This window comes from Nitrosospira multiformis ATCC 25196 (genome assembly GCF_000196355.1).
Taxonomy (GTDB): Bacteria; Pseudomonadota; Gammaproteobacteria; order Burkholderiales; family Nitrosomonadaceae; genus Nitrosospira; species Nitrosospira multiformis.
This window is the reverse complement of sequence record NC_007614.1, coordinates 953,004-967,016: the sequence shown is the minus strand read 5'-3', so window position 1 is coordinate 967,016 and position 14,013 is coordinate 953,004. Positions and strand designations below refer to the sequence as shown.

Below are 14,013 nucleotides of genomic sequence, written 5' to 3'. Positions count from 1 at the left end.
ACTTATTGGACGGTTTCATTGGGCAAGTCGTCCTGCCTGCCTTCCCCTGGATCAGCGGGTAGCTGGCTTTCCGCGGCTTTGGTTGTCGGAGGAGGTGTTCTGTCTTTGCCTCTTATCCTTGCCGTCAAGGTTTCGATTGCCCAGTAGAACATTGGGATAAAAAATATTGCGATGACTGTTGCCCCCAACATGCCACCAACTACACCGGTACCGAGCGAAATCTTGCTGTTGGCGGAGACTCCAGTGGCGATCGCAAGAGGAACGCAGCCCAGCGTGAAAGCAAGCGAGGTCATGATGATGGGACGCAATCTGTCCCGCGCTGCATTGACAGCGGCGTCATAGAAGGACTGCCCCTGCCCATGGTTCATCACTGCATATTCGAAAATCAGGATGGCGTTCTTGGCGGAGAGCGCCACCAATATTGTGAGCCCAATCTGGAAGTAGATATCATTGCTCAGGCCACGGAGAAAAATAGCGACCAGCGCGCCAAACAGCGCAAACGGGACTGCTGTCAATACGCCAAGGGGCAATGTCCACTTTTCGTACTGGGCGGCAAGGATGAGGAAAACCATGATCAGGCCGAAGACGAATACCAGCACGGATGAGCCCCCCGCCCTTTTCTCTTCGAAGGTCTGGCCACTCCAGGCAATACCATAATCCGCGGGCAGCGTTTCCGATGCAGTTTCTTCCATTGCAGCGATGGCTTCCCCCGAGCTAAAACCCGGTGCGGCCTCGGCCGTAATTTTTACCGCGGTAAAGTTGTTGAAACGCGTTACGATGTCCGGCGCCCGGTCAAAACGCACGGTCGCTACCGCGTTAAGTGGAACCATGCTGCCATTTTGGCTGCGCAGATACAGATAATTGATGTCTTCCGGTTTCATCCGCGAGGCGGGCTCGCCCTGGATAATTACCTGGAACAGGCGAGCAAACTTTGTGAATTGCGATACATAGAGCGATCCGAACATCGTCTGCATGGAGTTGTATACCTCCTCCACCGGAACACCGAGTGTTTCCGCCTTTGCGCGGTCCACATCAAGGTATAGCACTTGTGCCGAGGCATTGTAGGTCGAGGTGACATTCGTCAACTCGGGCCGCGTCTGGGCTCGTTTCACATATTCCTGTATCACCTGCGCAATCTGCTGGCTGTCATTGTCGCCCTTGCTCTGGATGTACATTTCCATCCCTCCGGTTGTCCCCAATCCAGGAATGGAGGGGGGATTGATCGGAAGAATGATGCCACCGGGTATATTGGAGAAAGCTTTTACAGCGCCTGCCAGCAGGGCTGGCACGCCTTGGGTGTCGGCATTATCGCCAGCGTAGCGCTCTTCGAAATCCTTGAGCCCTACGAAGAATGTGGACGCATTGCTCTTCATCTGGCCGTCGAGCAGACTGAAGCCGTCGACGACCACGATGGATCTTGTGGCCGGATGCTTCATGAAGTATTCGGTGGCATGCCGGCTGACCTCACCAGTACGGTCAAGCCCCGAAGCATCGGGCATCAATACCGCGCCTAGCAACACACCCTGGTCTTCCGGGGGAAGGAATGAACCAGGAATGTGCTTGAACAGCCCGACGGCGAGAGCGATCATGCCGAAAAACAGCAGGAGCGCTACGATGTAGCGCTTGATTGCGAGCTGCACACTGCGGATATAGCCTTCTGTCATGCGCTCGAACCAGGTGTCGAACCATTTGAAAAAGCCCCGTTTCTCGCCGTGACGAGGTTTGAGCAGGAGGGCGGCAAGCGCGGGGGACAATGTCAGGGCCACGATACCGGAGAGCGCAACAGAGATCGCAATGGTGATTGCAAACTGCTTGTAGAGCTGTCCCGTGATACCCGGAATAAATCCCACCGGAACAAACACCGCACATAACACCAGAACAATGGCAATCAGCGCGCCGCCTACCTCGTCCATCGCCTTCTTAGCGGCATCACGGGCAGACAGGCCATATTTGCTCATGTTGTGCTCGACTGCCTCGACCACCACAATCGCATCGTCCACCACGATACCGATAGTGAGGATCATGCCGAACAGGGTGAGCATGTTAAGTGAGAAACCGAGGGCCGCCATGCCACTGGCTGCCCCGATGACGGAAATCGGCACGGCAATGATCGGAATCAGGGTGGCGCGCAGATTCTGGAGAAACACGAACACGACGACTACGACCAGCACCAGCGCCTCAAAGAAGGTCTGGATCACGGACACAATGGAAGCACGCGTGAATGCAGTGGTGTCCATGGTGATTTCATACTCGATGCCTGGGGGAAACGACTTTTTCATCTCCTCCAGCGTCGCCCGCACGCCTTTTGAAACCTCAAGCGCGTTGGCCCCTGGCTGTTGATACACTACGAGCACGGTCGCGGGCTTCCCCTGGCGGGTATTGCGAACCGCGTAAATCTTCTGACCCAATTCCGCATAGCCCACATCCTTGAGCCGTACCATCGCAACACCCTGGCTGGCGGCACGGATAATGATGTTGTCAAATTCGGCGGGGGTGGTCAGACGGCTCTTGGTGGTAATGGCGAAGGACTGCTCCACCGGACGGTCCGTCGGGGCTTGGCCGATGCTACCCACGGCATATTGCTCGTTTTGTGCCGCCACCGCTTGCTGCACATCCCCAGCAGTGATGCCAAGGGCCGCCATCTGATCCGGTTTCAGCCAGATCCGCATCGCATAATCCGGTGTCCCCATGACGGTTGCCTGGCCCGCGCCGGGGATGCGCTTGATCGCATCCAGTATGAAAATGCTGGCGTAGTTGGCAACATAGACGGGCTCGTAACGTTCATCCGGTGAAAAGACCGAGATGACCATCATCACGGAGGCGGATTGCTTCTTTACCGCGACCCCCTGCCTCTGCACCGCGGCAGGAAGCTGCGGGAGCGCCAGGCTTACACGATTCTGCACCTCCACCTGGGCGAGCGACGGGTTGGCGTCAATCTCGAAATAGACTGACAGCGTCATGGCACCAGTTGACGAACTTGCAGAGGTCATATACATGAGCTTATCGGCGCCATTCACCTGCTGCTCGATCGGGGCAGCGACGTTTTGCGCCGCCACTTCGGCGGTGGCTCCCGGGTAGGTGGCTGTCACCGAGACTTCAACGGGGGTGATCTCGGGATACTGTGCGACGGGCAGGTTGTACATCGCCACTCCCCCTGCCAGCGTGATGATGATGGAGAGCACCGAGGCGAAGACTGGCCTGTCGATACAGAAATGGGAAATCTTCATGAACTAGCCTGTCATTCGGGCGGCTTTTCCTCCGGGGTGGAGGACTGTGGTTTTATGAAAGAGGATGCCCGGCTTTTCTGGCCGATTGCTTGTGAATCGGGCGTAGAGGGCAAATCCCCTGACTTGACTGACGCTTCTTCGGGCGGCTGTGCAATGGATGCTGCGGGAGCTGTGCCAGGGCCTCCCGGCTTCCCCGCAGTTTGACCCTCCGGCAATCTTGGTGCATTGATTACTTTAATGGCAGCCCCAGGGGAGAGCCGGACAGCCCCGTCCACCACGACTCTTTCGCCCGCCACCAATCCATGATTTATAAACCACCCATCGCCCTGCCAGTCCCCCACTTCAACGTCGCGCCGGTCAACCTTGCCTTCCTTGTTTATCACCCACACATAATGGCTCTTCGCCCCTTGCAGCACCGCCCGTTGCGGCACCAGAATACTGTTGGGACGCACGGCTCCCTTCAACTGGAGGCGCACGAATTGTCCTGGACGCAACACTCCCTGGGGATTGATGAACTGGGTGCGAACCAGGAAGGTGCCAGTTTCTTCGGAAAATGAAGGTTCACTGAAATCGATGTGCCCCACATGTGGAAACAATGCGCCGTTGGCGAGGGTGATCTGGACTTCAAAACGATTGAGAGGCGGAAACTTGAGCAGGCCTCTTTCGATTTCACTCTGGTACTTGAGCATCTGGTTTTCTGAGACGCTGAATATGACCCAGATAGGATTAACCTGATCCACATAGGTAAGCAGCCCACCTTCCCCCGGACTCAGATAGCTCCCTTCATGCCTTAAACTGAAACTGGCTAGCCCGTGGAGCGGTGAACGAAGCGTTGTATAGCTGAGATTCAACTTTGCAGTTCGAACTTCTCCCTCTGCCGCAAGCACTGCCGCCCTGGCCTGCTGCACAGCTCCTGTGGCGTCATCAAGATTTTTTTTGCTCAGGGCATTTTTTTCCGCAAGCGGCCTTACCCGGCCTAGCGTTGCCTCAGCAACCTGAAGCCGTGCCTGCTGCTGTGCGAGTTGCCCTTCCGCCGACTGCAAGGCAGCCTCGAAAGGCTTGCGATCCATCTGGTACATCTTCTGCCCAGCCTGTACCACCTCGCCTTCCGTGTAGAGGCGCTTATCCAGGAACCCAGAGACCCGGGCGCGAATCTCTACGTGACGGGAACTTCGGGTCTCCGCCACGAATTCAAGTTCAATAGGCGTATCTCTGGGCTCGATACTGACTGCAGTGACCTCCGCAACGGGTGGGGGCTTTTCCTCGGGGGGCTCGCTGCAGCCTTCAGAAAAAGAGAAAATGACAATGATGCTAATTAGTACAAAGTGTCGTGGCACTCGCAAAGGGAAAAAGAAGGAGCTCATCCTCGACTTGTGTGGACTCCGTCTTGAACTGGAGAACGGGCATTGCCAGGCGGATGCATTACCAGCGGGGATTTCATCCCAATTAGGTTACGAGTCATGGGGCTGATCCACTTAAAGCTTCCTGCAGCCTTTTTTCCTGTTCGGGAGAGAGTGAAGTGCGAAGTACCTTGCCTTTCACGCCCGAAAGTTCCGCCAGAACTTTCTCCGGCTGAGCCTTATGGAAAAGAAGGAAAAGCCCGGACGAATTATTGGGGAAGGTTTCAGCAAGCGACTTGATGAAATCATCATCGATGCCGTAATCAGTCAGAGAGCCTGCCAGAGCACCGGTACTGGCACCCAGAGCGCTGCCTACTGCGAATCCTATAAGGGGATCGAGGAACAGCAGCCCGACGAACGTGCCCCATAAACTCCCGGTAAGAAAGCCGTCCTTCGCCCCGGTTTTGACAAGATCGCTGCCTTGCTTGATATGAACATAGCCTGTCTCGTCCCGCACTACGACCACCGCATCCTCACCGGCCAGATATTCCCTGGGCAGCATATAAAGCCTGGATAAAACGCGATCGGCCTCTTCGGGATCCCTGAATCCCAATACAACTATTTCCCCTTTTTCCGACATCTTTTTCTCCTCCTGGGATGGTAGAAGGTAGCAAAGCACACTTACTTTGCACTTTAAAGTCACGCTCAGCTCAAAATCGAAGCGCGGTTGAAACTTGAATGATGGAAGCAGTTATAGGGGCCGTGGCATCTTCCCGTCCGTTCGGTGACACACCTTGGAAAGGGGTCTGCTAATAGCGCAACAAAATAGCGAGCAAATCAAGCACTCGCAGAAAGAGACTTGTATGAATAAGAAGGTGGTGAGTTACCTCGTCGGCAGTTTTTCAAACGCTCGGTCAATCACGCCAAGACGAACCTATTCTGAGCCTGTGCTTTAAGTCCCATGCTGTTTTGCAAGCTTCTCTGATTCCGCTTGAATTTCTGCGACCCGTTGCTCGATTATGTTTCTGGTTTCCGGGCTTGCCGTTGTAGCCTGTTTCTGGAGGGCCTTGATCTTCGCGTCTGCTTGCTGTTTTAACGCTTCCACCTTGGCCTTTTCACGTTCCAAGGCGGCCTTCAGTTTGGCCTCGACAATCTTGATCCTGACTTCCAACCGCGCCTTATGCTCATCCTCGGCTTGCCCATACTCAGCCTTGAGTTGGGAAAGCTCGGCATTGCGAGCGCGGACATCATTCCGAATCAGGTCTTGTTCCACATCCAGGCGCCATTGGCGAACTATGATTCCGCCTAGCGCTTCCATCGTCAAATCTAGCGGTACGGTCCAATACTCGTCAACCTCGGCGACCAGCGCGCTCTTTCCGGTCGTTAAATTCCGTGATACCTCATCAACGAACTCCGTGCCCAAGCCGTAATTGGAAGCATCGACCGAGTATCCTAAAAAAGCACCTGCAGCTGCGCCTGCGGCAAGCCCCACTGGTCCTCCCAACAAACCAATAAGGCTACCCACGACTGTCCCTACCGCCGTCCCAAAGGGCGCTTTGTCAGCCTGGTCCTTCATCGAGACCTTGCCATCTGTTTGCTTGGTGATGATGGCCATCCCATGAATCGTAAGCTTGCCTTCCTCCTGAAGTTCCTTGAGCGCTTTCCTGCCCTCGTCTGCCTGTTTTTCCGTCGGGAAGACAACAACAATAAAATTACTCACGAATGTCTCCCGTCTGCATCATGGACCAACCGTCTGGTTGACCTCTCTGATAGTGATAGGCGAGTTGCCCCCACTCCTTGTCTCCGCTGCGCGATCTTCCATTGCCGACGGGTTAATACTCCGCTGAAGCCTTTTGGAGGCCTCTTCGGTGCGAGCTGATCGGAATTGTGGAAGTAGGCGCTGTTGACCCACATTCCGGTGACTCTTACATAAGCAGGTCCCAAGGCGGCTGCGAGCTTGTGCAAGCGCAGGTTGGCAAGGTCAATCGGCGGACGCTGTTGGTACAGATTCGGGTTCATACCCACGGGTTGTCGAATTCTTTTTCGATTGTGCGCCGGAGGACCCCCCTTGAGAAGAGGGTCGATATCCCTGTATGGCTTCCAGAATCTTCCACCGATGACTTCGATCATTTCGATGTTGTAAGATTGGAACCGCTCATCGACTGTGCCTATGCGCCGCATGCTCGCTGCATCGATACGTTCCGCTGAAACGGGTTCGGAAGCCTGCGAGCATGGCGTAATCCCGAGCGCGGCGAAGGATACACTTACAGCGGCCAAACAATAGCAAGTCACAGAGTGCTATTTCAGGCTTTACTTCACGCAAATGCCGCTACAGTCAGCCCCGCCCTGTTTGGGGTCGCAATCATCGGAAGGATCGTCCACACAGGTTTTGCCTTTGGGGCATGGAATCGCTGCGATTCCCCCACACGCTTGCTGCTCAGTCTTGCATTCACCCTGATGGACGATTGATACTCCTGCAGCTGCCGCTGTACATGCGTTCCCGTACGTTTTTCCGTCGCAGCCGCAAACGGGCCGGAATTCGCGCGTGCAATTTCTTGGTTTTGTCTTGCAGGTGCCTTGCGCGTCCGCGATCTTGCATTGACCGACACCAAAATCACAGTACTGTTTTTCATCGGGACAACGTTTCCCAGCAATGCCGCCGCAAACGTTCTCCTCCCCTGCCCCGGAACCAACAGGTTTACACTGGCCTGTGAGCTCGATATTCAGGAAGGTACCTGTTCGTGGACGAATCTCGCGCAACTTGTGTACAAACTCCCTGAACTGGTTAGGTTTCGCGCTGAACCCTTCTTCCGCGCAGGCGTTGAGACCGCCTTCAACTTGCACGGAACCACCGATTTTTGGACTGTAGACAATAAAAGTATCGACAGCCTCCGAGGAGATGGCCTTGCCGACCTGCCGGCGAATTGTCATCAGGGCGGAATTATCCAGCGCACCTCCGGTACTGCCGAGGTTAATGTTTACAGCACGGTTTGCCGGATCACCGGTGGTTCCACCAGCTTCACGTTGCTGGGCAATAACGGCGATGGAGCCCAGCAGTACTGCTCCCAATAGAAAAGCATGAGTTAATTTCTTCATTTTTTCCTCTCACCAATAGTTAAGTTAACAAGATCACGTAACCGACCCTTTCTTCCCTCCTGGTGGAGTTACTCATGGAGCAGGCGACCCACAGCTCTTTTTCAACACGCGGCAATTAGCGTCCTCCTTGAGTGGATAGCGCCTTTCTCATGCCGATGATTCTTTTCATGCTCGCCTGTATTTCCTTGCTGGTCGCAGAAATTCCGCCATTTACCATTTTTCTGTCAGGGGCAAGGAAACACTATTAAAAATAGATCACGCTTTCCAAAAAACAAGGGGGAATAACACACGAAGATGCTAAAGCTGACGAGCTAAAGCCAGTGGTTTAAATCTGGGATGGAAAATTTAATCATGTCTGGATGCCTGCTTTTGAACCGGCGAAAGCGAGGACCTGGAAAACGGGGGCGGTAGCGTACATATAAAGGATTGTATCGAGCATAGATTATCGCGAAACCACATCGATGCTTTCTCACGATTTGCCAGGAGAGAATTAGGGGCTGCCGACGGATTATGATAATTTGGATCGGGATTCTGCTGCTCGCCAGCAGCGCGGGAAGCGTGACAGTGGAACAGACGAGAAAGGTTGTTGAGATAGCCGCTGGATAGCCGAGCAGTCCACCTCCTGTGGACAGGATTCGTATGCAATGCAGCAGCGTGTCCACAAGATCCGGACTGCCCAAGAAACGGCCAGGCAAACCAGGTTCCCCCACGAGTTCGGCACCCGGCGCAGCTGTTCAGCATTTGTTAAATCATCCAGTTCCGCCTCGACATCCGGCAAGACGCCGACAAACAGGACTTTGGCTAAGGCAGCTTCCCCGAATGGGTCGATCTACGGCGTGACTATCGGTGAGGATTCTGACGATCCATGTTATATGGAAATCAAATATCGGGATGTGGCAACCTGGGAAGCACAACCATCATTAAAGTTTTCGGAATGCGCGGGGCATAAAATCGGAGATCAGCTCACCCCCTTGCTCCCGAGTGGCGCTTTCGTAACTGGCGTCCAGATTTGCATGAACTCGGCCAGGAACAAATGAAAGGTATAGCGTTGATTGGCAACTATGATATCTGCATTATTGGAGCGGAGATCGTTACTGTAGCCGTACCTCCTTGCACGCAAGGTTCTTCTGGTGGCAGTGAGTTCAATATTTGTGATCCGGACGCTCCTGCCTTGAAAACTGTCTCCTGTGACCGGTCTTTGACCCCTTCGTCAAACGCCCGCATTGCCCGGGTTCGAAACGTGAGCCCCCAGGTGAAGACTGGGAGAAGGAGATATCGCGTCCCACTGCGATGCTGGCAACCAGCATGGCCATCAGAACCATCGACGGCAGCGGTGATCGCAGGATGATCGATGGCATAGCCCCGGGTATGCGACTCCTGGTTCCGGCCCGTGAAGTTCCCAATCTGCTTTGACAGCTTGAATTCCATCACCTAAATTGAAGCAATTAACCTTCGTCGAAGGGTTATAACTTTGATTCAGGAGAACGCTTTTGCTCCCCACCGAACTCGTGAAACTCCCGGCGTTGATGCAACGCACCAGCGGCAGTCCGGAAGTCAGGATTGGACTCATCGACGGCCCTGTCTTCACCCAACACGCCGACCTCGTTCAGGGACAACTTATGGAGATTGGTGGACGCAACGCGGCGAGTTGCACTCAGACAGATAGCGGAGCGTGCCTGCATGGCACCTTTGTCGCCGGTATTCTGGCTGCCAGACGCACTTCCTCCGCACCTGCCATCTGTCCCAACTGCACCTTGCTCATTCGCCCCATTTTTTCTGAGGCCACTTTCGGCCGTGAGCACATGCCCAGCGCAACGCCTCAGGAGCTGGCAACGGCAATTTTTGACTGTATCAACGCGGGTGCGCGCGTCATCAACTTAAGCCTTGCCCTGGCGCGACCTTCCACCAGGGGAGAGAAGGTATTGGATGAAGCCTTCACTCAGGCGCTAAAGCAGGGCGTATTGATCGTTGCGGCAGCCGGCAATCAAGGCACTTTGGGCGGTTCCGTCATCACCCGCCACCCTTGGGTCATTCCTGTGGTGGCCTGCGATCTGCGTGGCCGTCCGATCAATGAATCGAACCTTGGCGGCAGTATCGGCATGCGGGGTTTGAGCGCCCCGGGCGAGAACATCACCAGTCTGGACTCTGGCGGCCAGGCCATTACCTTAAGCGGCACAAGTATGGCCGTGCCTTTTGTTACCGGCGCCATCGCGCTGTTGTGGTCGGAATTTCCCGATGCAACGGTTGCACAGATCAAACTCGCCATCATGCGCCAACCCCAAACCTTCCGCCAAGGCAGCTTCATGCAAGGCGGCTTCCTGTCTACCCGAAGCTACGGACCACGACGCGCTTCGATAGTGCCGCCCCTGCTCGATGCAGAAGCAGCCTATCAAATGCTTTCTGCAATGAGTACAAGGAGGCAAACAGCATGATCAAGGATGAGGGCAAGAGCGTCCCAGACAACAAGAGCAAACAGGCAACCTACCACGTCCGCCTGCCCGGCTTCATTACCGATGAGGAAATCCGGCTGGGGGATGCCATCAAACGCACCTCCTCCTATTTTAGGATAAAACCTTGTGGAGGGTGTGAACGCCGTGGGGTTGCACTCAATCGCTGGCTCGCTTTCACACCGCGCCGACAGAAGTAAGAGCGAAGAAAGAGAATCATTGGATCAGGAGTCTAGGAGTTTCCTTTTTTAGAACCGATAGCACTACTACTGCCATTATCAGGAGGAGCAATATGAGTGAACAAAGGGAAATTTTGGAACAATCGATGGAAAACACACCAGACCAGCAAAGGCGGGGTGAAAGAAATGATGTTCCTCCCACTTCCCATCACGCTTCCTATCCCCAAACTCGTGGCAACGCTCCGATCTCTCCCCAGATGGGCAGAGGAAGCTGCGGTTGTGGCGCAGGGCAGATGATGCAAAATACCGACAGCGTAAGCACGGGTTCGAATGACGGCACGAACGCGTTTGTCTACGCCATCGGGCGGGTGGAAGCGCGTTTCCCCAATCTTTCCGCAGAAAAGGAATTTGTCCAGGCAACCGGTCGGGCGGAAACCGCTGGCAAAACCGACCAGCAGGCCTTCCATGAAGTCCTGTCCCAGCGACAGAACCGGTATCTGGTACGGCAGCTGTGCTGGGTGCTGACGGTACAGGGACTGGAAACCTACCTTCTGGTTCCACGCGATCCTGCTGACGTCGATATGTTGATCGATGCCATCCGGCCTGCACCTGCTCCCCAGGATATCGACGTGGTCATCGGAATGCGTGGCCCCATTGCGCCACCCCAGATGTGCAACGGGCTGATGGTGCCGATTGTGGTATTCGACCAGATCTATTCTTTTGGCCGTAATGAATTGATCAAGGCAATCCCGAGGCCCAAGAAGATGGCCGAAGAGCGATTTGGCCCTGCTGCCGAAGAACTGTTCGATCGCATCATGCACATGACCGATAACGCAGGCGCCACGGATGAACATCGGGCGTTGAACTACCTTGCCATGCGCTATCCCGCCATTTATGCCAAGGCGGCGGAAGAGTTCGCGGAAGATCATTCCCTGACAGGGGTGGAGGTGCGTCCCTCGGCTTTAAGCAGCGGGCGCAACATCGTCGAGGTTATTTTCTCCTACACCAACCGCAATACAGATTTTACAGAAAAGTACTTCGTGCGCGTGGATGTGACCGAGGAGTTCCCTTTCCTCGTCACCAAGATCTCTCCGTACTATGAACATCAATTCAACCGATAAAGGAGGTGTGAAGTGAATACGATGAATATGCCTGGATTTACTGCAGACTCATCACTCTATCGTACAAACAACCATTACTTGACTGCCGGCGGCAATTTCTCAAGTGATGGACATGTAACCCTGGCTCCACAAGCGTGCGGATGGATTAAGGGAATCACATGTGGTGTTGCAATAGGAGGCGGCGTGACTTTATGTACCGCGGCCTGCCTCGGGGGAGGTCCGGCAGCATGTTATGCATGCTGGGCAGGGGCGCTGGCGATTGTCGGGTTTGGGTTCTGCCGCGATTGTATTCCTAAATGGATGAGGGATCTGGTTGACGCATTTGAAAGCGGTGGCGGTGGTGGCGGTGGCAGCGGCGGTGGTGGCGGTGGTGGCGGTGGTGGCGGTGGTGGCGGTGGCAGCGGCGGTGGTGGCGGAGTTCCCCGACGCTGTTGCGAACGGAACGAATTCGGGAGATGCATCCTGTGGGTGCCCCGCGACGCTGAGTGTCCGTGAAGACTCCATTTGTTGCGGCTGCCAAATGAGTGGCGGTTGAGCTGACGGGTGCTCAGGTGATCAATGGGGTTCAGTCCGGGAAATAACCAACCGCCGTCGAACCTCTGGCCTTGCAGCGAGTGGCGCGGAAAGGCCCGGGCATGTCTGGAGGTTTTCGCACCATCGTTCTGTATCACATAGCAGGACGTGTCTTCTTCTTGTACGGCTTTGTCAAGGCGAGCGCGACAACATCGATGATGACGAGGAAGCGCAGTTCAAGAAGGCAGCGGCCCATGTGCTTGGACTGACGGACGAACAGCTGACTGAGTTGATCGGCAAGAACCAGCTTTCGGAGATGCATGAAAATGGTGAAGAAGTATCGGAGTAATGCGCTCGCGTCAATCCACGAGACAATGGAAGTGCTGCATGAGATTGGGGCGGTCGACAAACAGACCATGCGCGAGTTCGACGAGTCGTGCCTTGCTCCCGTGCTAGTCATGTCACCCGAGGAAATCCGTGAGCTACGAGAGCGCGAACACCTGTCACAGCCTGTCTTCGTTACCTGAATGTCAGCAAGAACCTGGTCTCAAACTGGGAGCGAGGTGTCAAAAAGCCGGGTGGCCCGGCATTGCGACTACTGACCGTGATCAAGAAGAACGGGATTCAGGCAATTGCGTGCCTGGCCGGTAGATGGACTTACCAGGATGATCTCAAGTGCTTAGACTCTATTGATCCAGCATGCGTGCGACCCCAGTGCCATGAATGCGAACGCAGTCACCCAGAGGCATTTGAGAATACTCAACGGCGAAAGAAAACGGGTGACATGGGCTAGGGCGTGCCAAGGCTCATTAACTCCAAGGGGAGTTTCGCAACAGGATAACTGTAAATAGTAGGGAGTTCGGGGACTGAGAAGCGGGTGCGGGTCAACCGCGGGGACGTTACAATTTCTCAAACGAAAATCCCACAACAGGATTTTCGTTTGCTTTACTGACTTTTTACTGAGGTCTAATATTCGATGCCTGTAAACCCTTGGGACCGCTTACCACATCAAAAGTGACACGCTGGGCCTCTTGCAGCGTTTTAAAACCTTCACCCACAATCGAAGAGAAGTGGGCAAACAAATCTTTTCCACCTTCATCTGAGGTAATAAAGCCAAAGCCTTTATCATCGCTAAACCATTTCACAATACCTGTTTCTGTTGCCATGTCATTTCTCCTTAATAAAATTCCACTCACAGTCATCTGTAAGTGATCAGCCGCTGAATATCAAGGGAAAGAGTCAACCAGAGGTATCGTTTTACAGCTTGAATCCAAAAGACCTACTGCAGGATACACGCTATTTGAAGAACGTCAAACTTTATTTCGCATGGCCGCCCCGTTAGGCGGCATACCAGAGCACGGCGAAGTAATGGCATGTTGTGCCCGCTATCACAAAGAGGTGCCAAACCAGATGGCCATACCGCAGCCGAGAATCGAGTGCAAAAAAAACTACGCCGAGTGTGTAAGACACGCCTCCTGTAGTCAACCAGAGCAACCCTTGTATTGGCATTTTAGCCGCCAATGGATTAGCCGCAATCACAACAAGCCACCCCATGAACAGATAGAGGATGGTTGATAGAATGGGTAAAGAGGCTTTATAAAATACCTTGAGCATTATACCCGCCAGCGCAAGACCCCAAATTCCCACGAGAAGGGCACGTCCCCATACTCCATCCAGGACTCCAAGCGTGAATGGCGTATATGTGCCCGCGATAAGAACAAAGATGGCAGAATGCTCGACAACTTTAAACACGCGCTTGGCCTTGCCTGTCGGCAACGCATGGTAGATGGTCGAAGCAAGGTAAAGAAATATGACAGTCGCGGAGAAGAGACTCGTGCCTACAAGGAATCCGGTGTCGCCGGAGCGAGCGGCATGAGTGATGAGAAATGGAGCTCCTACGAGTGCGGCAACCAAGGCTATACCATGGCTAATGCTGTTTGCGATTTCTTCCGCTTGTGATTGTTTCCGCTCTGGCCTTGCCAGATCATAATTAAAGTTTTGCATGATATTCTGGCTGATTTTTTAATATACCAGCTGCTTATGAGCCCGGCTGCCTCAGGTGGTGCGAGTACCTCTGCTGCAATCCTGAT

13 protein-coding genes and 1 pseudogene are annotated in these 14,013 nt (G+C 54.2%); 5 read left to right on the top strand and 9 right to left on the bottom strand.

From position 1 onward, the window contains the following. Positions 1-2: 2 nt before the first annotated feature. The 6 genes from NMUL_RS04510 to NMUL_RS04485 all read right to left on the bottom strand — a co-directional run bounded on the left by NMUL_RS04510 (position 3) and on the right by NMUL_RS04485 (position 7,663). Positions 3-3,227 (bottom strand): efflux RND transporter permease subunit, encoded by a 3,225-nt coding sequence (locus NMUL_RS04510; protein ID WP_011380199.1) that lies wholly within the window; start codon positions 3,225-3,227, stop codon positions 3-5. Positions 3,228-3,238: 11 nt separating this feature from the next. Continuing rightward, positions 3,239-4,591 carry an efflux RND transporter periplasmic adaptor subunit gene (locus tag NMUL_RS04505; RefSeq protein ID WP_080557670.1) on the bottom strand — a complete coding sequence of 451 codons (1,353 nt, stop codon included), beginning with the start codon at positions 4,589-4,591 and terminating at the stop codon, positions 3,239-3,241. 94 nt (positions 4,592-4,685) lie between these two features. Continuing rightward, a complete protein-coding gene (locus NMUL_RS04500) occupies positions 4,686-5,207 on the bottom strand; it encodes a DUF1269 domain-containing protein (protein WP_011380197.1) in 522 nt (173 codons plus the stop codon). A 312-nt stretch (positions 5,208-5,519) separates the two neighbouring features. Then, complete coding sequence (locus tag NMUL_RS04495; protein WP_011380196.1) at positions 5,520-6,287, bottom strand: DUF1269 domain-containing protein; 768 nt, start codon at positions 6,285-6,287, stop codon at positions 5,520-5,522. After that, entirely contained in the window at positions 6,284-6,844 is a 561-nt protein-coding gene (locus NMUL_RS15610) for a hypothetical protein (RefSeq protein WP_104009588.1), read from the bottom strand. Before NMUL_RS15610 ends, NMUL_RS04495 begins: the two co-directional genes overlap by 4 nt. 33 nt (positions 6,845-6,877) lie before the next feature. Next, positions 6,878-7,663, bottom strand: a complete 786-nt coding sequence (locus tag NMUL_RS04485) for a Kazal-type serine protease inhibitor family protein (RefSeq protein WP_011380194.1) — start codon at positions 7,661-7,663, stop codon at positions 6,878-6,880. Between the two features lie 1,490 nt (positions 7,664-9,153). On the opposite strand from NMUL_RS04485, the gene NMUL_RS04475 reads away from it, so the two are divergent. The 3 genes from NMUL_RS04475 to NMUL_RS04465 all read left to right on the top strand — a co-directional run bounded on the left by NMUL_RS04475 (position 9,154) and on the right by NMUL_RS04465 (position 11,410). Further along, entirely contained in the window at positions 9,154-10,095 is a 942-nt protein-coding gene (locus NMUL_RS04475) for a S8 family peptidase (RefSeq protein ID WP_011380193.1), read from the top strand. After that, positions 10,092-10,310 (top strand): hypothetical protein, encoded by a 219-nt coding sequence (locus NMUL_RS04470; RefSeq protein WP_041352383.1) that lies wholly within the window; start codon positions 10,092-10,094, stop codon positions 10,308-10,310. The genes NMUL_RS04475 and NMUL_RS04470 overlap by 4 nt, the downstream gene beginning before the upstream one ends. 92 nt (positions 10,311-10,402) lie before the next feature. After that, the gene (locus NMUL_RS04465; RefSeq protein ID WP_011380192.1) at positions 10,403-11,410 is read left to right on the top strand and encodes a cyanobactin maturation protease PatG family protein; all 1,008 of its coding nucleotides are present in this window, start codon (positions 10,403-10,405) and stop codon (positions 11,408-11,410) included. A gap of 189 nt (positions 11,411-11,599) precedes the next feature. Here the strand turns inward: NMUL_RS04465 and NMUL_RS16065 are convergent, their stop codons facing one another. Beyond that, entirely contained in the window at positions 11,600-11,914 is a 315-nt protein-coding gene (locus NMUL_RS16065; protein ID WP_181020088.1) for a hypothetical protein, read from the bottom strand. Between the two features lie 131 nt (positions 11,915-12,045). Here NMUL_RS16065 and NMUL_RS16580 point away from each other — a divergent pair. After that, positions 12,046-12,272: pseudogene (locus NMUL_RS16580) on the top strand (type II toxin-antitoxin system RelE/ParE family toxin). Beyond that, positions 12,244-12,450: a hypothetical protein gene (locus NMUL_RS16265; RefSeq protein WP_011380191.1), complete on the top strand. Its 207-nt coding sequence runs from the start codon at positions 12,244-12,246 to the stop codon at positions 12,448-12,450. The pseudogene NMUL_RS16580 and the gene NMUL_RS16265 overlap by 29 nt, the downstream one beginning before the upstream one ends. 429 nt (positions 12,451-12,879) lie before the next feature. Here NMUL_RS16265 and NMUL_RS04450 read toward each other — a convergent pair whose 3' ends face one another. Next, a complete protein-coding gene (locus NMUL_RS04450) occupies positions 12,880-13,089 on the bottom strand; it encodes a cold-shock protein (RefSeq protein ID WP_011380190.1) in 210 nt (69 codons plus the stop codon). Positions 13,090-13,261: 172 nt separating this feature from the next. After that, on the bottom strand, positions 13,262-13,927 hold the full coding sequence (gene trhA / locus NMUL_RS04445) for a PAQR family membrane homeostasis protein TrhA (protein WP_011380189.1): 666 nt from the start codon (positions 13,925-13,927) through the stop codon (positions 13,262-13,264). Positions 13,928-14,013: the final 86 nt, after the last annotated feature.